At 60.3% G+C, this 17,817-nt stretch carries 11 protein-coding genes; 5 read left to right on the plus strand and 6 right to left on the minus strand.

What is annotated here, in order from left to right; genetic code table 11:
- Positions 1 to 67: 67 nt before the first annotated feature.
- Positions 68 to 976 carry a LysR family transcriptional regulator gene (locus LJ655_RS11100; protein WP_230561290.1) on the plus strand — a complete coding sequence of 303 codons (909 nt, stop codon included), beginning with the start codon at positions 68 to 70 and terminating at the stop codon, positions 974 to 976.
- A 105-nt stretch (positions 977 to 1,081) separates the two neighbouring features.
- Here the strand turns inward: LJ655_RS11100 and hmpA are convergent, their stop codons facing one another.
- A complete protein-coding gene (gene hmpA, locus LJ655_RS11105; protein WP_230561291.1) occupies positions 1,082 to 2,296 on the minus strand; it encodes an NO-inducible flavohemoprotein in 1,215 nt (404 codons plus the stop codon).
- Between the two features lie 251 nt (positions 2,297 to 2,547).
- Between hmpA and LJ655_RS11110 the strand changes: the two genes are divergently transcribed.
- Positions 2,548 to 3,789 (plus strand): FkbM family methyltransferase, encoded by a 1,242-nt coding sequence (locus LJ655_RS11110; protein WP_230561292.1) that lies wholly within the window; start codon positions 2,548 to 2,550, stop codon positions 3,787 to 3,789.
- Here LJ655_RS11110 and LJ655_RS11115 read toward each other — a convergent pair.
- Entirely contained in the window at positions 3,786 to 4,772 is a 987-nt protein-coding gene (locus tag LJ655_RS11115) for a hypothetical protein (protein ID WP_230561293.1), read from the minus strand. The two genes, LJ655_RS11110 and LJ655_RS11115, sit on opposite strands and share 4 nt — an antisense overlap.
- A gap of 362 nt (positions 4,773 to 5,134) precedes the next feature.
- Between LJ655_RS11115 and LJ655_RS11120 the strand changes: the two genes are divergently transcribed.
- The 3 genes from LJ655_RS11120 (at position 5,135) to LJ655_RS11130 (ending at position 8,041) form a co-directional block, all read left to right on the plus strand.
- Entirely contained in the window at positions 5,135 to 5,539 is a 405-nt protein-coding gene (locus LJ655_RS11120) for a DUF427 domain-containing protein (RefSeq protein WP_230561294.1), read from the plus strand.
- A gap of 253 nt (positions 5,540 to 5,792) precedes the next feature.
- Complete coding sequence (locus LJ655_RS11125; RefSeq protein WP_230561295.1) at positions 5,793 to 7,469, plus strand: alkaline phosphatase family protein; 1,677 nt, start codon at positions 5,793 to 5,795, stop codon at positions 7,467 to 7,469.
- Positions 7,470 to 7,654: 185 nt separating this feature from the next.
- Positions 7,655 to 8,041 (plus strand): MAPEG family protein, encoded by a 387-nt coding sequence (locus LJ655_RS11130; RefSeq protein ID WP_230561296.1) that lies wholly within the window; start codon positions 7,655 to 7,657, stop codon positions 8,039 to 8,041.
- 156 nt (positions 8,042 to 8,197) lie between these two features.
- On the opposite strand, the gene LJ655_RS11135 is transcribed toward LJ655_RS11130, so the two are convergent.
- The 4 genes from LJ655_RS11135 to LJ655_RS11150 form a co-directional block, all read right to left on the minus strand.
- Entirely contained in the window at positions 8,198 to 8,617 is a 420-nt protein-coding gene (locus tag LJ655_RS11135; RefSeq protein ID WP_230561297.1) for a PPC domain-containing DNA-binding protein, read from the minus strand.
- Between the two features lie 370 nt (positions 8,618 to 8,987).
- Complete coding sequence (locus LJ655_RS11140; RefSeq protein WP_230561298.1) at positions 8,988 to 10,163, minus strand: hybrid sensor histidine kinase/response regulator; 1,176 nt, start codon at positions 10,161 to 10,163, stop codon at positions 8,988 to 8,990.
- A 5-nt stretch (positions 10,164 to 10,168) separates the two neighbouring features.
- A complete protein-coding gene (locus tag LJ655_RS11145; protein ID WP_230561299.1) occupies positions 10,169 to 12,862 on the minus strand; it encodes a hybrid sensor histidine kinase/response regulator in 2,694 nt (897 codons plus the stop codon).
- Positions 12,822 to 17,816 (minus strand): AAA family ATPase, encoded by a 4,995-nt coding sequence (locus tag LJ655_RS11150; RefSeq protein ID WP_230561300.1) that lies wholly within the window; start codon positions 17,814 to 17,816, stop codon positions 12,822 to 12,824. Before LJ655_RS11150 ends, LJ655_RS11145 begins: the two co-directional genes overlap by 41 nt.
- Position 17,817 lies beyond the last annotated feature (1 nt).

Here is a 17,817-nt window from a genome sequence, read left to right on the forward strand (position 1 = left end):
TTCATCCATCCATTAGTTTTGTTCATTCCATGTTTAAGGCGCACGGTGCGCCGGGGCCCACGTCATCATGCTCGAACGCTTTCATCTCACCCTGATCCGCGAAGTCGAACGGCAGGGCTCGCTCACGGCGGCGGCCGGCGCGCTGCATCTGACGCAGTCGGCGTTGAGCCATAGCGTCAAGAAGCTCGAGCAGCAGCTCGGCACGTCGGTCTGGGAACGCGATGGCCGTAACCTGCGCCTCACGCAGGCGGGCCAATACCTGCTGTCGCTCGCCGAGCGGATGCTGCCTCAGTTCGAGCACGCCGAAGCACGCATGAAGCAATACGCGAACGGCGAGCGCGGCACGCTGCGCATCGGCATGGAATGCCACCCGTGCTATCAGTGGTTGCTGAAAGTCGTGTCGCCGTACCTGGCGCGCTGGCCCGACGTCGATGTCGACGTCAAGCAGCGTTTCCAGTTCGGCGGCATCGGCGCGTTATTCGGCTACGACATCGACGTGCTCGTCACGCCCGATCCGCTCAAGCGGCCCGGCCTCAGCTTCGAACCGGTGTTCGATTACGAGCAGGTGCTGGTGGTGGCCGAAGGGCATCGGCTCGCCAACGCGCGCTTTGTGCGGCCCGAGCAGCTCGTCGATGAAACGCTGATCACCTATCCGGTCGACACCGATCGCCTCGATATCTACAACCTGTTCCTGCGTCCTGCCGGCGTCGCCCCGCGCCGCCACAAGACGATCGAGACCACGGACATCATGCTGCAGATGGTCGCGAGCCATCGCGGCGTGGCCGCGCTACCGCGCTGGCTCGCCGAGGAATACGCGGACCGGATGCCGGTGGTGAGCGTGAAGCTCGGCAAGACGGGGATCGCCAAGCAGATTTTTCTTGGCACGCGCGAAGCGGACGCCTCGCTCGACTATCTGCATTCGTTCGTCGAGTTCGCGCGCAAATCGGCCTGGCGGGGTTCGAAGCCGCGGCGCTGAGCGCTGCGCAGCCACCAACACGCGGCATCGTCGCTACCATCGCCGCCGCCGTACGGCCCAGGGTCCGTGCGGCGGCTGCCGATCGCGCGTCGGCAGCCGTATGCGTCATTCAGCAAACAGATCGGGGCCGAACACCTCGTAATGAATCTTCGACTCGTGGATGTCCAAGTTTTTCAGTGCGTCGTGCTGCAACCGCATGAAAGGAATAGGACCGCAAATGTAATAGTCGGCATCGGGCAGCAGAATCTCGTCGCGCAGCTTGCCGAGGTCGATGAAGCCCGCATGGTCGTAGTCGCGGCCCTGCACGTCGGTGCCGAGCGGCGCGTCGTAGAACACGATCGCGCGGAAATTCGGCTGGGTCGCGGCGGTTTGGCGCAGCCGGTCGCGCATTGCGTGCACCGCGCCGTTGCGCGCGCCGTGAATGAACACCACGCGCCGCTGCGGGTCCTGAATCGCGCGCTTCAACATGCTGACCATCGGCGTCAGACCGACGCCGCCGCTGATCAGCACGATCGGCGTTTTCGCATGGACATCGATGTAGAACGTGCCGTACGGTGCCGCCAGCTTCACTTCGTCGCCAACGCTTACGTGGTCGTGCAGCAGCGATGACACATAGCCCGGCGGCCGCCCGGCCTCGCCGCTCTCGCGCTTGACGGAGATCCGATAGCTGTGGCCATTCGGCACGTCGGACAAACTGTATTGACGGATCTGCTGCAAACCGAGCGCAGGCACATCGACGGCAATGCCGATGTACTGGCCCGGCTCGAAGTTGGCGACCGGCTGCCCGTCCTTCGGTTCGAGAATGAACGACGTGATCACGCTGCTCTCGGGCCGCTTGTCCTTGACCACGAACGTGCGCCATCCGGTCCAGCCGCCGAGTTGCGCCGCGCGCGCCTCGCGCAACTCGCTTTCCATGCCCATCAGCACGTCTGCGAGATTGCCGTATGCCTGGGCCCACGCGGAGATGATGTCGTCGGTGGCGGCTTCGCCGAGCACGTCCCTGATCGCGCCGAGCAGATGTTCGCCGACGATCGGATAGTGCTCCGCTTTCACGTCGAGGCTCGCATGCTTGTTGGCGATATTGCGCAACACCGCGGCAAGACTGCCCGGGTCCTCGATGTTCTCTGCGTACGCGTACACAGCGCGGGCAAGCGCTTCCTGCTGCTGCCCCTGCTCCTGGTGCGCCATATTGAACACGTTCTTCAGTTCGGGATGCGCCTCGAAGAGCCGTAGGTAAAAGCGTCGAATGATCGTGTTGCCGTGCGCGGCCAGCACCGGGGCCGTCGCTTTCACGATGTCCTTCGTTTTCTGCGTCAGCATCTTGATCCTCCTGCATTGGGCGACTGGTTGCCGAACTCGCACATGCGGCTCGCGGTGTCGTTGCCGCAGTACGGGCATTGGGGAATTTCGTTCCCTCGCTCACCTGCACAGTATGGCGGATTTGTCGCAACGGCAAGTTTCCTTAATCGACGCCGGCCGTACAAAAACAGCGGGCCAGCCACGCAGCGGTATGGCCGCCCGAGCGCCGCGCGTCTACAATCGTGAATCACTCAGCGAAGAGACTCGTCGAAATGAAACTAAGTCAGCAAATCACATCGGCCTACAGGTCGGGTGGTGCCCGAAACTTGTTCAGACGTGCCATTGGTTACATCGATACTCGCGCTCGGCTGAAGCTCCTCGGTACAGCACCACGGTTCTTCGGAAAACTGAAGAACGATTCAGCGGTAAAGATCCTTGCCAGGCAAGCAGGGGACGAGCAGGCAATCGAAATGTTGAGGTGGCTTGTTTCAGATCTCAATTCGCTGAACCCGGATGCACAGTTGACCATTGCGGTTCCGAACTACTTCAAAAGAGTTTTTGCAATGGCTCGACCCTTGCTGCTGAACGGCAGGTTGAAGCTGAGTCCTATCGGAGAATATTCTCCGCAGGTGAGCTTGATGATCGTCAACCGGGCGATGTTGAACCAACTTTCTCCACAGTACGCAGACAGGATCGCGCAGATGCACGTGCCGTTCGCGAATAGTGCCTATATCGCGATTGCCGACAGGAGTCTTCACCTTACTACGGTGCCCAATTCCGAGTCACCGAAGCAACTCGCGGAACTAGTGGCGAACAACAAGCCGCCTGGCGAAGTAGTCATCGTGAACAAGTACGGTTTCCAGTTTGCTGTCCGTACCGGCACGATGGATGAGGGTATCGTGGATGAGGTACGGTCCGAATATCTCGACAAACTGTCTGGAATCGGCTTCCAGGGTACTACCGTACTCGATCTCGGCGGCCATATCGGTTCGTTTTCCATCCAGATCAGTGCGCTGTTGAAACAGCCCATGCAGATAATCGTTGTCGAGCCGGCGCCTCGCAATGCCGAGTTGATTCGGAAGAACATCGAACTCAATCAGCTCCATTCTTCGATTGAGCTGAAGGAGATGGCGGTGTCTTCGCAGTCGGGCGTGGGAACGTTGTTTATCAGCTCCGACAACACCGGCGGCAATAAGCTGAACATGGCCGAGCACTCCGCCACCGAGACAGTCGAGGTCCCCGTGACGGATTTTCCGACGTTACTCGAAGGCTTTTCGTCGGAAGTTCTGGATTTGTTGAAGATTGATGTCGAAGGCTCGGAACATGCCATCCTGTTTCCGCATGGCCGGCTGCTGTCGCAGAGAGTTCGCCTGATCGTTGGCGAAGCAGGCGGATCTGATAGAGGGGACGGCCTGGCATTTTTGCGGTTTCTCGAGCAAAACGGATTTGCTGTGAGCCATCAAGGCAACGAATCACAGTTGATTTTCCTGGCGGTTAACAAACACCTCAATTAGAAACTCATCGCGAATCCGAATGACAGGCCGTGCACGTTGCGTCCGAACACATATCGGACCAACGCGCGCGTGCGAGTGACGATGATGGGATATTTGCTGCTATCGAGTTCGAGGCCCACTCCCAACGACGTGAGGTCGTTGAAACCCAGCACCCCGGCACTGTCGCCGAAATAGTGCGAGTAAGCGGCTTCGAGCACGTAACGAACCGGCCTGTCCAGCGCGTGCCAGCCGGTCGGCGCGCGCCAGCGCGTCCATAGGCTCACCTGCTGGGCCGTGGCCGAGCCCTGAACGGCCTGCGGAGTGCTACCGAAACTGCGCAGGTAAATATCCGTTGCGCGCAATTCGGCGTCGATTTCGTAGTTTTCGCGGTAGTGCTCATAGTCGAGCATCAGGGAGCCGCCATAGCCGTAAGCATCGAGTGAGCCGCTCTCGAGGAATTGCAGGTTGCTGTCCGTGACGCGATTGAAGATCGTCTGCCCCACCTTCAGGTCGCTCGAGACCCGCCCAATCGTACCGTTGAGGATCGGGCGGAAAGCCAGTTCGTCCGTGATACGGAAATCCCACCCGAGTCCGACCGTGCCGCTGAAGGTGTTCCACCTGGTCGGCACCGCGCGCTGCTGGGCGCCATCCGAGGCGATGAAGACCGGATCGTAGCGGCTGTAGGCAAGCGTGCCCTCCATGTACAGGGGAAACGACCTGCTGAGTGTGAAACCGCCGCCAAATTGGGTCTGCCCGAAGCCGGGATTACCCGTCAGGCCATTATTCACCGACAGGTTACTGGTCGTGACGTCAGGGACTGTCGTGTAGGTCATGATGGCGAGCACAGCGTCGGCATGCTGCTTTACATTGCCGCCAATCACGGTATTGCTAGACAATTGCCCCGGCACGACTTGCGCATGCAATGGGCATTGCAGCAAGGTCAAAAGCAGAGCGGCACACCCCCGCGATGCGCGATGTGAGCGACGCTTCCGGAGCGCAGGCATTGTCAATCAACCTCGCAAATTGCCGACGAGATCGGAGGCTGATACGCAGCGTACGAAACGACCATGATGCACCCCTGTCGGCCGGCTGACCTGTTCGTCTTACGCAAACTCACCACACCGTTGTAGAAAAGCACATCCACGCGATTGATGCAATTCCGGCAGGCGTTGCGCCGCTCGCAACACATGGAAGGTCTGCTGCTACTATGTGATAGCAATACCTGAAGTGAAGTAGTGCAGCAATACGTACATATCTTGGATCGCCTGGCGACGCGTGCATCGATTCGCCAGCGTCGCGCTGGGGCGAGAGACTTCGCAATCGGCAAACGAAGCCTCGCCGCCGCGCTCACTCAAGGAGCGTCGTAATGTCCACCTATTCGGTCCCGAACGACAAACCCGTCAAGATTCCCGGCCCCGACCATCCGATCACGATCGAGCGCCACCACGCGCGCGTGATCGTTACGGCGGGCGGCCACGTCATCGCCGATACGCAGGACGCGTTGACGCTGCGCGAAGCCCGCTACCCGGCCGTGCTCTACATCCCGCGCAAGGACGTCGACATGACGCGGCTCGAACGCACGGCCCACGCGACGTACTGTCCGTACAAGGGCGAATGCGCATACTTCTCGATTCCGTCGGCCGGCGAGCGCGGCACGAATGCGGTGTGGACCTACGAGCACCCTTATGACGCCGTCGCGCCGATCCGCGAGCACCTCGCGTTTTATCCCGATCGCGTGGATTCCATCATGGAACAGCCGACTGCTCACTAGGCGAACGCGCCCGCGTCACTTCCGCCGCGGCGGCTCGTCGTGCCGTTTTTTATGCGTGAAGAATCGCGTCGATCATGCGTCAAAGCGATTCAGGTTCACCTCGAATGAGCTTCGAATGAATCACGGCGTTCCTTTAAAAAATCCTTACGATTTAGGCATTACCGAATAAAAAAAATCGCTGGTCACGCAAATGCCATTTTTTACGGTTCCAATCTGTCCCGCCAAAATTGGCTTTCACACAAGAGGACGAGACATGAAACCGATCACAAAATGGAAACGTAAGCAAAGTGCAATGTGCGCAGCCGTCGCACTGCTCGCCGGAATGTATTCGGCAATCGCGGCAGCCGGCGACGATCACGACCACGGGCGCGATCACGATCGCGCGTCGGTCAAGCATTTGCTGTTGATCAGCTTCGACGGTCTGCATGAGCAGGACGTTGCGCGTTGCATCGGCGCGAACACCTGCCCCAATCTCGCACTGCTCGCGAAGTCGGGCACGACCTATACGAACGCGCACACGCCGGGCCTGTCGGATTCGTTTCCGGGCCTCGCCGCGCTCGTGACGGGCGGCTCGCCGAAGTCCGCGGGCCTCTTCTACGACGTCTCCTACGACCGCACGCTCTATGCGCCGTCGGATAGCAATTGCACCGGCCCGACCGGCTGGAATGTCGTCTTCGATGAAACCACCGGTATCGACGGCATGAACGGCGGCGCGCTCACCCACCTCAACGGCGGCGGCGCGTTCAATCCGCAGGCGATCCCGCATGCGCTCGTCAATGGCGTCTGCAAACCCGTCTATCCGCACAACTACATCAAGACCAACACGGTCTTCGAAGTGATCAAGGGCAACGTGAACGGCGCGCGCACCGCGTGGGCCGATAAGCACGCGTGGGGCTACGACTGGCTCAACGGACCGTCCGGCACGGGCGTGGACGATCTTGCGCGCACCGAAATCAATTCGATCGATCCGGATACCAACACCAATTACATCGATACATATACGCACACGGAGAAGTTCGACAACTACCACGTGCAATCGCTGATCAATGAAATCGACGGCAAGGATTCCACCGGGCAAACGAGCGCCCCGGTCCCGACGGTGTTCGGCACCAACTTCCAGACGTTGAGCGTCGCGCAGAAAGCCACGGTCGCGAACGGCGGCGGGTATCTGGACGCGAGCTTCACGCCGGGTCCGCAGGTCAGCGGCGCGATCGCGTATCTCGACGACGCGTTGGGGCGCATCGTGTCCGAGCTGAAGCAGCGCGGTCTTTACTCGTCGACGGCGATCATCGTCACCGCCAAGCATGGCCAGTCGCCGACCGATCATTCGAAGCTCGTGAAGAACGGCGATACGCTGACCAAATTGCTCGAAGCCAACAACTACCTTGATTCGAGCGGCGCTTTTGGGCAAAACGCTACGACGAGCGGCAACCTCAACGACGGCACCGGACTCGTCGGTACCGGCTTCGTGCAGACCGACGACGTCGGTTTGATCTGGCTGCGCGATCAAAGCCAGGTGTCCGCTGCCGTGAAGACGCTGAAAGCCAATCTGAGCTGCAACGCGCCGGGCATTTGCGCTGACGGCCCGCAGGCGTACATCCTCTCCGGTCCGCAACTCGCGGACCGGTTCGGCGATCCGTCGCGCGGCCGCACGCCTGACATCATCGTTCAGCCGAACCCGGGCGTCATCTATACGTCGAGCACATCGAAGGACGAAGAGCATGGCGGCAATGCCCCCGACGACAGCCATCTCGGACTCGTGATGTATGTGCCCCATGCGCGTCACGCCGGGCAGGTCAACGACCAGCGTGTGTCGACCACGCAGGTAGCGCCGACGATTTTGCGTCTGCTAGATCTGAAGCCTGAACTGCTGCATTCGGTCGCGATTGAAGGAACGCGTCCGCTGCCGGAGTTCGATCGCGAAGACTGAGTGCGGAGATAGTCGACGTGGTTGAGTAGTGCGCTACGCCGCGATCTGTGTTGCAACGATCGCGGCGTAGCCGTTTTGATGGGGTCCAACCGCGCGGCTTGCGCATGCCGTGCCGTGCGAGAATGAGAGCCGCCTGATTCGCCAAACCGGTGTGCGTCGCTTGCCTGGCAAGGAGCCGCGTTCCCATGAACCTCGTTGCGCTCGGATGTGTTGCGGTGTTGGGGCTGTTGTTATTCGGCCTCGGCTTGTCGGTATCGATGATGCGTTTCCGGGACGGCACCACTTCGGGCTGCGCCGAAGATCCCGCTAACCTGCTGCACAAGCTGGTTCGGGCACATGGCAATACGGCCGAATACGCGCCGTTCTTCGCCGTGCTGTTTCTTTTTCTGGGCGCGCGTTCACCGTCCGCAGTGACGGTCTCGCTGATGGTCATGGCGACCGTGTGCCGGTGTTTGCTCGTCCTCGGACTGGTTGCGTTCCCCACGATGGCGCGGCCCAATCCTCTGCGGTTTGTCGGTGCGCTTGGAACATATGGGGCGGGGATTGCGTTATGTTTGACGCTAATGCGCTAAGGCAGGCAACAGCGAGACGTCGTCCAGCGAGGGCCTGCATCTCAAGCGTTTTTTTGGTTGCTAGCCGGCCGCTTGGACCAGCTCCGCTAGCTCGCGAGCCAGATTGTCGGGCAAGGACATAATTCGCCGTACAACATAGATGTCCCGTTCGCGCGATCAGGCGGAGTCGGGATGCGGGGTGCCGTCGCCGCGAATCAGCAGTTCCAGAAAACCCGTGCGCGGATCAAGCTCTCGCACGAACGAATACCCCGGAACGGACACGAGCAATAACTCCACCGTCGTGCGTACCGTGCAGCCGCGTGCCACATGACCGCCAAACACCTGTCCGCGGGCATCCGCAATCGACATGTGCAGATGCGCACCATCGAGCGAGACGGAGCCTGCGAGGGTCAATATTTCGAGGTCGCCGCGAATTTCCGTCGGTGCCTGCGCGCCAGCAAACCTCAATGCTGCAACGCCGAGACTGCCGATGCCCTGTACGACGAAGGCCGCTTGCAGGTTGCGTAGCCGGAGTGCGTCTTCGACGGCGACGCGCAGGTCGTCGCCGGGGCAGAGTCGGAGGGGATGGGCTTGCATGCCTGGATCGGTCGATGCGCCGTAGGCGCAGGGATCATGTGTGAACGAGGAAGTATCTCATAGGGGCGCACAACAGAGTCTGCGGGAAAAGTCCTTCCGCAAGCCCGTTGCCACTGTCGCACGATGGGCTTCAAAATCCCGCCAAAGTTTGATGCAAGTGGTGGGGGCTGGCCGAGCTCCAGCATGCTGACGGGTAGCACATTCCATGAGGCAACAGCCAGCGCTTGGTAGCAAAAATCTTGAGTCAATGCGCTGCAGAGCGTAGTGGGCGCTTCGTCAGCGGGTGCGTACGGCACGCATGCGCGTGTTGCGCAAAGAGATCTTCTACCACGAGTTTGTGGCGATCGTGGGCCGGAGCCACAGATCTCTTTCAGTTCTGCCCCTCGAGGCGATAGTCGGATCGGCAGGACACCGTCAACTTCACAACGAGTCCGGGATGGTTGTCCAGCAATGTCAGCGTGCCTCTATGCAGCGTTGCGACACCTTTCACGAGCGCGAGGCCGAGCCCGACGCCCGGCGTGCCCCGGCTCGCATCGCCCCGGTAGAAGCGCTCCGTTACCTTCGCCTTCTCGGCAGCAGGAACGCCCGGACCATCGTCCGCTACTTGAATCTCGATGAGCCCTTCACGCTCGCTCACTGTCACGTGCACGCGCGAAGAGGCGAACTTCAGTCCGTTGTCGATCACGTTTCCGACTGCTTGCGCAATCAGCAGCGGGTCCACAACCGCTTCCAGCTCGGCGGGACAAGTCAGCGACAGCGCAATCCCTCGAAGGTCACCCAGCGGTTGGTAAAACTCGACCGCCTCGGAAACGATATCTGCGACATTGCTGGCAACGAAACCCGACCTTCGGACCCCCGCGTCGATCTCGGCCAGGCGCAGAAGGGCATTAAAGATGCTGATCACCCGGTCGATATCCGCGAGCGAGCCCTCCAGACGCTCAAGCGTGTCGGCGTCGACCTTCTTCTTCAAATCGAGAACCATCACCTCCATCCGGGTACGGAGTTCGGTCAGAGGCGTTCGCAAATCGTGAGCGATCGCATTCGATGTGTTGCGCACGCTGCTGATCATCTCGACCAGCGCCTCCTGGGCGGCCTGCCGCCTCTCCACCTCGTCGTGCAAGCGTGCATTGCTCTCTTGCAGGACCTTTTGCAGCCGCCGGAACTTCACGTGGGTTCTCACTCGCGCGAGAAGTTCTTCCATCTGCAAGGGCTTGGTGACGTAGTCAACGGCCCCGACCTGGAAACCTATGGTCTTGTCTTCCGTGTGCGCCAATGACGTCATGAAGATGACGGGGATGTCCGCCGTTTCCGGGGTCGCTTTCAAACGGCGGCAAACCTCGAACCCATCCAGACCCGGCATCATCACGTCGAGCAGTATCAGGTCCGGACGTACGAGCACTGCGCGACTCAGCGCCTCTTCACCGTCCCGGGCAATCGAGACGTGCAAGCCGCCTCCCTCAAGAAAGTCTACGACCAGGCCCAGGTTCGCTGCCCTGTCATCAACCACCAGGACTACGGGCGGATTTTTCTCGAACTCATCCGACATGTGCACTAACTTCCGTTCAGGTGTTTCTCGATGAGCACGAGCAGTTCTCGCGACTCAAAGCTTTCCGCAAGGTTGCGCACCCTGCTGGCGAATTCCGTGTAGCGGGTGTCGCTCGCCCGAAGCGACTCGACCTGTCGTATGACTTCCCGCATCGAACCTCTGCGCGCGAGATCGTGCAACACTTCCATGCTCGCACGCGGCGGCAGAACCAACGATGAGACCGCTTCGGCGTCGGATAGGGGGGCGCCAATCCGGCGCGAACGCTCGGCCACCTGTTCAATTGCGGGGTGCGCACCGTCACGTCCGGCAAACACCAGGCATTCGTCGCGTGAGCCTTGTCGATCATCGGCGTCGTCACGCACCGACGGTTCGTGAGCGGGACACTCAATCGCAAGGTCGAACCAGAATCGACTTCCGCGCCCATATTCACTCTCGACGCGAATGTCGCTCCCCATGAGACGGGCCAGGTGCTGGCTGATGGAAAGCCCCAGTCCCAGCCCGGCGCTCCCGCGCTCGCTGTCACCCACCTGTTCGAATGGCTGGAAGATTCGCTCGAGTTGGTCACGCTTGATGCCAATCCCGGTATCTTTCACTTCAAACCTCAACAGGTTGCTGCCGACCAGCTTCACCGAGAATGCCACCTGTCCCGCGTCCGTGAATTCCACGGCGTTGGAAAGCAGATTGAGCAGCACCTGTCGCAATCGCTTCTCGTCGACGCGAATCACTGCCGGCAAGTTTGGCGCAACCGCACAAATCTGCGCGAGCCCCTTCTCACCAGCCCGCACGCCAACCATCTCCGCAAGCATTTCGAGGAACGGCGCGAGCCGAAGCTCGTTCTGCTGCAGGTTGATTCGACCGGCGCCGACACGCGCGAAGTCGAGCAAATCATTAATCAACGTGACCAGATGCGACCCGCTTTGCTCAATCAGCGAAACGTGCGACTTTTGACGAACGCTCAGGTTGTCATCGCGCCGCAGAACCTGCGTATATCCGAGAATGCAGTTCAATGGGGTCCGGAGTTCATGGCTGATGTTAGCGAGGAACTGGTCCTTCGCCTTGTTCGCCGACTCCGCCTCGTCCCGGGCAACACGCACCGTCTCCTCGAGCGCTTTGCGCGCCGAGATGTCCTGGATGATCGCAATGCTATGCTGAAATTGCTGGCTGGAATCACGCTGTAACGACACCGTCACACTGACCCACACGCGCGACCCGTCGCGCCGTGTATTGACTTTTTCCTCCGTGTAATGCGAGAAGTCGTTATTGAGCAGTTTCTTGAAATGACTAATGGCCTTTGGAACACTGTCAGCCGCCGTGACATCCATGAACGTCATGGAGAGCAATTCTTCACGACTGTAGCCAACGATATCGCAATAGCGCTGATTGACGCGGAGGAACCGGCCGCTCTGGTCGCAATGAACAATGCCCACTGCTGCGTTTTCAAAGGTTCCACGGAAGCGCTCCTCGCTGGTTCGCAGTGCGAGTTCTGCACGCTTCAAGTCCGTAATATCGACCATGGTTCCGGAGACGCGCGTCGCCGGGTCGCCGGAAGACCGGGGACCCGCGCCACGCGTCAACACCCATCGCCAGGAACCGTCGCGGTGAAGCACGCGGTGCTCAATGCCAAATAGCCCGCCCGGTTCCTGACTGCACCGCCAAAACGCGTCGCCAAGGCGTTTCCTGTCTTCCGGGTGGATGACCTCCATCACGCGCGCGATGCTGGGAGCGGCGTCCGCCTCTGTGTAACCCAACCATGCGAGGATGTTCCAACACTTCAGCGACAAATGCCGGCCCTCTTCGCCCGAGACCTCGATGGCCCACACCCCGACCTTGGAGCCGCGCATCGCGCCGTCCAGCCGCTCATTGGTCTCACGCAGGATTTCCGCTTCGGCTGCCTGACGTGACGCGGTAGCGTCACGCACAACGAACACCATGCCAATGACGTTTCCCGCGTCGTTCACAATCGGCGTTCCGCGATTTTCAACAGGCACCCTACGCCCTGCTCTACCGACAAGCATCGTCTTCGGAGGAAAAGAAACGAAGCCGCCCTCGCCCAGGGATGCTGACACGCCGAATTCCATTGGCGCATTCGTGTCCTCGTCGATTAGCCGGAAGACTTTCTCGAGCGGCTGCCCGATAGCTTCTTCCCGCGACCACTCTGTCAACGCCTCGGCGACGGGATTGATGAGCGTAATGTGCCCCATACAGTCAGTCGCAATGACGCCATCGCCGATGCAGTCCAGCGTAACCGCATAACGCTGCTCGCTCTCGCGCAACCGGCGCTCAGCATCGTGCTTATAGAGAGCCATCTCGACAGCCGTGCGCAGTTGCAAATCGTCGAACGGCTTCAGGACGTAACCGAATGGTTCGGTCACCGTGGCGCGCCGGACCGTTTCCTCATCGGCATAGGCCGTCAGAAACACAATGGGCAAACTATGCGACTCGCGCAACTGACGAGCCGTATCAATGCCGTCCAGCTTTCCCTCGAGGCGCACATCCATGAGGACAAGGCTTGGCTTTTCCTTCGCGGCAACGGTTATCGCGTCCTCGCCGGTCGTCACGCAACCTATGATGACGTGCCCGCAGCGAGTCATTTGTTGGGCAATGTCACGAGCGACCACCCGGTCGTCCTCGACAATCAGAATTCGCGCAGAAGACATGTTATTGGCCGCCCGATTGCTGAAGTCTGAAATCGATCTCAAAGGCCGTCCCTCTCCCGCGACTCACCTCGATCGACCCGTGGAGTTGCCGCGAAAGGTCGAATACGAGCTGCAGTCCCAGGGATTCGGCATGCTCAAGTGAAAACTCCGTCGGCAAGCCGATACCGTCATCGACGACCTTCAAGCGGCACCAATGGTCTTCCTGCTCTGCCAGCTCGACGCGCAGCCGCCCGCTTCGACCGTCCGGAAACGCATGCTTGAGTGCATTCGAAACAAGCTCGTTGACGATCATGCCGCATCCTATCGCGCGATTCATGTCGAGCTGAACGTCGTCAACGACAACGTCGAGGATGACATTCGATTGACTCAGTTCGTATACGCGCGACAGGTGCGCGCACAGGTTTCTGATATGAGGCGCCATGTCGATTCGCGCGAAGTTGCCCGCACGATACAGATTTTCATGGACCATCGCCATGGAGCGCACGCGGTTCCGGCTCTCCTGAAACAGCTCCGCCACGGCCTTATCCTGCACACGAGCTGCTTGAAGATTGAGGAGGCTGCTAATCAGCTGCAGATTGTTTTTCACCCGATGGTGCAGTTCCTTCAGCAAGGCGTCCTTTTCCTCGAGGAGCGCTTCGACCTGCTCCAGGCTCGCGTTCTCGATAGAAATTGCGGCCTGGGACGCCAGCAACTTGAGCACCGCCATGCGCGGCGGCGTGAATGCGCCGGGCGCGAGCTCGTTCTCGAGATATAGCGCGCCGACCAGTCTCGTCTGCTTGATGAGAGGTAAACAGAGCATGGAGCGTGAGCGTTTGCCACTGAAATACTCGTCAGAGGCGAACGGGTTCTCCGTCGTCGCATCATCGACAAGCAGCGTTTCGTGGGTGCGAAGACAATGGTGAAGCAGGGAGAGCGGCAAGTTGCGCGGCGAGGCCGTTCGCCGCTCCACGCGGACGTTGCCTCCCTCGTTGGCCTCGGCTTCGATGTAAAGCTGCTCTTCGTGCGGAAGAATGAGCAGCGCGCGCCGCGCGCCCGCGTGCTCGAGAACGATGGTCATCAGTGTATTCATCAGACTGTCGAGCACCCTTTCGCTCGATATCGCCTGTGACGCCTTCACGACCGTTTCCATTTCCAGCCGACTTTCCACGGCACCTGACAATGAACCTCCCGGCTCGTTCGCCCTGTGATCAGAGTGTTCCGCCTCGAGCATTCTCACCTTCGCCGTTGCTCCCCAGTTCAGGTAGGCCGATCGGGCATTGCGCAAGTACACCGCGGCAATGGTCGCGAAGCCGCGGTTGGCATAGAACCGTCCGGCTATCTCGCTAGAGAGCCCCTCGAGATGCAGCAATCGGTGCGCCTTTGCATGTTCGATGGCTTGCTCGTATAGCCGCATGGCTTCAAAAGCGTTACCGCGCACGCGTGCGACCTCTGCTTCGACCAGCGCTGCACGCGCGGCGAAGTTCGCCGGACCGTTCAAGGCCCAGCCGCGGAGCTTGTTCACGTGCTCGGCAAGCTTTGCGTCAGCGAGGACGTCGGCTTGCGCTGAGTGGGTATCCCTGTCATGGAGCCACGTCAGCGCGGAAAAGAAGTGGTAAACGGCGAGTTCCTGATGTCCCCATGTCGTCCACAACAAGGGAGCTGCCTTGTTCGCCGCCTCCTTCGCACCTGCGATGTCGCCGGCCAGGTAGCGCGCCTCCTGTTTACGAATCCAGTACCAGCACGCGGCGATATCGAGTGCCCGATTGCCCTCGAAGTGCTGCTCCAGAGCATTCGCGTTCGGATAGTCAGAATCGGTTGAACCAAACCATGGCGCACCGCCGCGCAATTCGCGAATCAACGAGAGCTGCGAATTAATGATGTCGACGATCAACCCGAATCCGGCGGACCGCACGACATGCAGCCGTTCGACTGCCTGCTCCTCAATGTCCGCCAGTGGCGCAGAGGCGGCGAGCAGACTGGTGACGAGGCAACAGCTGCTGAAGCCGATGTATGTCAGGTCGCCGCATTGTGTTGCCACTTCGAATGCTTGCCGCAACAGCGGAATCGCTGCTTGAATCGGCTCTGTCCACGGCATGACGTGATACGAGAAACACAGGTAGACACGGGCGCGAAACCGATCGAGTCCTCGGTCGTCGACGAGCGCCATCCCTAGCTTGCCAAACTCGTGGGCGCTCTCGTAGTCGCCGAAGAATGGACCGACAACCATTCCCAAATAGGCGAAACCCAACGCGGAGGCATCGCTATTGCCGTGCGCTATGCTCAGATTCGCCATGCGCGTCAGCACGAGACACACCAGGTTTTCGTCAGTGAAGAATGCGGGCGGCAAAACGGCTGTGAAGACATTCAGCGTCGCATCGAGCGCTTCGTCATCGAGCAATCGATTGTCACGCAATTCTGCAATCGAGCCGCGTTGAACCCGAGCGACCAGCTTTGCGTACTCTCTATCGACCTCTTCCCTGTCCGGATGGGCTACCCAATCGATGTCGACCTCACAAAGATAGCTCAAACAAATTTCGACTGCCGCGTGCATCTTGTCCAGGGCGGTATGCAGCGTGATCCGAAGAAAAGCGACGGCCGCCTTGTCGCGTACGTTGCCAGCATATCGTTCGAGACGACACAGGCGATCGTCCGCCTCTATTGGACTGCCGGCGAGAAACGTGCATTCCGCGAGCAGGAGTTCGAGCGAAAACTTCTCCGAGTAATGGGTCTCCCACGCATCCTCGCCGAAAATCCGGGTCCCTACCGTGAGATAGTTCAGCGCCGTGCCGTAGGCCGCCGCTGCGCGCGCGCGACGCCCCGCGCGGAGGTTCAGGATGGCTACACGCGTACGAACCTGAGAGTCGCTGATTGCGTCGAGCGCCTGGTTGTACTGGTTGACGACCTCGAAAATATTCCGTTCGAGTTCAGGGTCAGCGTCTCCCGTATCCAGCCGGACTCCGATACGAAGATGCGATGGCGCGCGCTCTGCCTCCTCGAGTAAAGCGTAGGCAGCCTCCTGAATCCGGTCATGAACGAATGCGTAGCCGTCCGAACGGCGGTAAACCAGCCCGTGCCCGATTGCCTCACCAAGCGCCGAGTCAACTTCGCCGCTCGAGTGCCCGCTCACCTGCGCCAATACCGACGTCGCCGACGTGGCGCCAAGACAAGCGAAATCGACGAGCAGCCGTCGCGCCCGTTCAGACAGCCGCTCGATTCTCTTCACCAGCAAATCAACCACGCTATCGGGGAAAGCTCCCTGCGCGATCTGCTCTACATTCCACACCCATTCGCGCGAAGCACGGTTCAACTTCAGATGTCCTTCCTCGGCGAGCACGCGCAGGAACTGGACCGCAAAAAACGGGTTCCCGCCCGTCTTCTCGAACATCAGTCGCGCCAGCCTTCTGGCCTCTGCCGGATCACCGCGAGTGGTATCGCAAACGAGTCGTTCCACATCGGCAACCCCCAAGGGGGCCAGCAATACGTCATGAACCGGCACCGAGCTTTCCCGAACGCTGCTGATCACGCGAGCGAGAGGGTGGCTCGGGCCGACCTCGTTGTCACGGAAGGCTCCGATGAGCAGAAAATGGGAAATAGCGGAGCCACGGCCGAGCGCTTCCAGTACCGAAATGGTGCCTGCGTCCAGCCATTGGAGATCGTCCAGAAACAGCACGAGCGGCTGTGCGGGTGTCGCGAACGCTCCAATGAAGCGAATCAACGCAGTGACGAAGCGCTTCTGGGCGTCCAGGGGCGGCAATTCGGCGACTGCCGGTTGCGGCCCGACGATTTCTTCGAGCACGGGGATGAGCTCCGTGAGCAGGCGGCCATGCGGTCCCATCGCATCCTGGATGCGCCTGCGCCACTTCGCCAGTTCGCGCTCGTCCTCCCTGATGATCTGTTCGACGACTGTCTCCATGCACTGCGCAATCGTCGCGTAGGGGATATCTCGCTTGTACTGATCGAACTTGCCCGACGCAAATCGCCCGCGGCTCATCGTCTGGTGAAACTCTCCAACCAGCGATGACTTCCCGATCCCTGAATAACCGGACACCAGCACGAATTCGGTCGTACCGTCATGAGCCACGCGGTCGAAAGCCTGAGTCAGTGCGCTCAATTCACCTTCCCGCCCGTACAGTCGGTCTGGTATCAGCAGCCGGTCGTCAGCGTCTGCCGTTCCGAGGGCGAACGGGGCGAGGCCGTCTCCTGCACGCAGTTGTTCGGCGCACAGACGTAAGTCGTATTCGACTCCGCGCGCGGTCTGGTAGCGGTCTTCCGCCGCTTTTGCGAGCAATCGCTCGACGATGGCTTCAAGCGATTCGGGCACGTCGGGAACGCGCTCGCGCAGAGGTGTCGGCCTCCTCGCCGTATGACAGTAAAGCCATTCCCCAGGGGAGTGAGCGGAGTACGGATATTTAGCCGTTAGCATCCAGTAGATGAGGACGCCCAGCGAGTACAAGTCGGCGCGAGCGTCGACCGGCCGGTTGACGAGCCCAGTGCGCTCGGGAGCGAGATAGGGAAGTGCGTCCGCGAGCATGACCGGGTGGATCGGCTCCTTTCCAGCGGAAGTGACGCGCGTCGACAGACCGAAACCCGTCAGAGCCACTGCCCAGTTAGCTGGATTGACAAGAAGATGCTCCGGGCGGACGTCCTTGTGTATGACATCCTTCCTGTGCAACATCTCGAGGGCAGCCGCGGCGTTCGCGGCAATCGTCGCGATCTGGCCGAATGACAGCAGGGACGTATCGAGTGCAGGCAATGCAACGCCGCCCGGGTCCTCGAGTTGCAGCGCAATGGAAGAACTATCCCGAACGAACTCGACGGGCTGCGTGAAACGCGGTCCATCCAGGTGCGCCCGAAGCGAAAAGGCGTTCTCGAGCAAGGCCCGTGTCTGACCGGAGGGCTGACTCTCCGTGGGCCGCAGCGACAGCCGCGACGGGCGGCCGTCGCCAGCATCGATTCGCGACAGGACGAACAGGCCATCGTCCCATAACATTTCCGCCGCCGATTCTTCGATATCCATG

The sequence above is a fragment of the Paraburkholderia translucens genome, from assembly GCF_020881035.1.
Taxonomy (GTDB): Bacteria; Pseudomonadota; Gammaproteobacteria; order Burkholderiales; family Burkholderiaceae; genus Paraburkholderia; species Paraburkholderia translucens.

Coding starts and splice junctions, on each gene's coding strand:
- LJ655_RS11100 (WP_230561290.1), top strand. CDS start 68: ATGCTCGAACGCTTTCATCTCACCCTGATCCGCGAAGTCGAACGGCAG.
- hmpA (WP_230561291.1), bottom strand. CDS start 2,296: ATGCTGACGCAGAAAACGAAGGACATCGTGAAAGCGACGGCCCCGGTG.
- LJ655_RS11110 (WP_230561292.1), top strand. CDS start 2,548: ATGAAACTAAGTCAGCAAATCACATCGGCCTACAGGTCGGGTGGTGCC.
- LJ655_RS11115 (WP_230561293.1), bottom strand. CDS start 4,772: ATGCCTGCGCTCCGGAAGCGTCGCTCACATCGCGCATCGCGGGGGTGT.
- LJ655_RS11120 (WP_230561294.1), top strand. CDS start 5,135: ATGTCCACCTATTCGGTCCCGAACGACAAACCCGTCAAGATTCCCGGC.
- LJ655_RS11125 (WP_230561295.1), top strand. CDS start 5,793: ATGAAACCGATCACAAAATGGAAACGTAAGCAAAGTGCAATGTGCGCA.
- LJ655_RS11130 (WP_230561296.1), top strand. CDS start 7,655: ATGAACCTCGTTGCGCTCGGATGTGTTGCGGTGTTGGGGCTGTTGTTA.
- LJ655_RS11135 (WP_230561297.1), bottom strand. CDS start 8,617: ATGCAAGCCCATCCCCTCCGACTCTGCCCCGGCGACGACCTGCGCGTC.
- LJ655_RS11140 (WP_230561298.1), bottom strand. CDS start 10,163: ATGTCGGATGAGTTCGAGAAAAATCCGCCCGTAGTCCTGGTGGTTGAT.
- LJ655_RS11150 (WP_230561300.1), bottom strand. CDS start 17,816: ATGGATATCGAAGAATCGGCGGCGGAAATGTTATGGGACGATGGCCTG.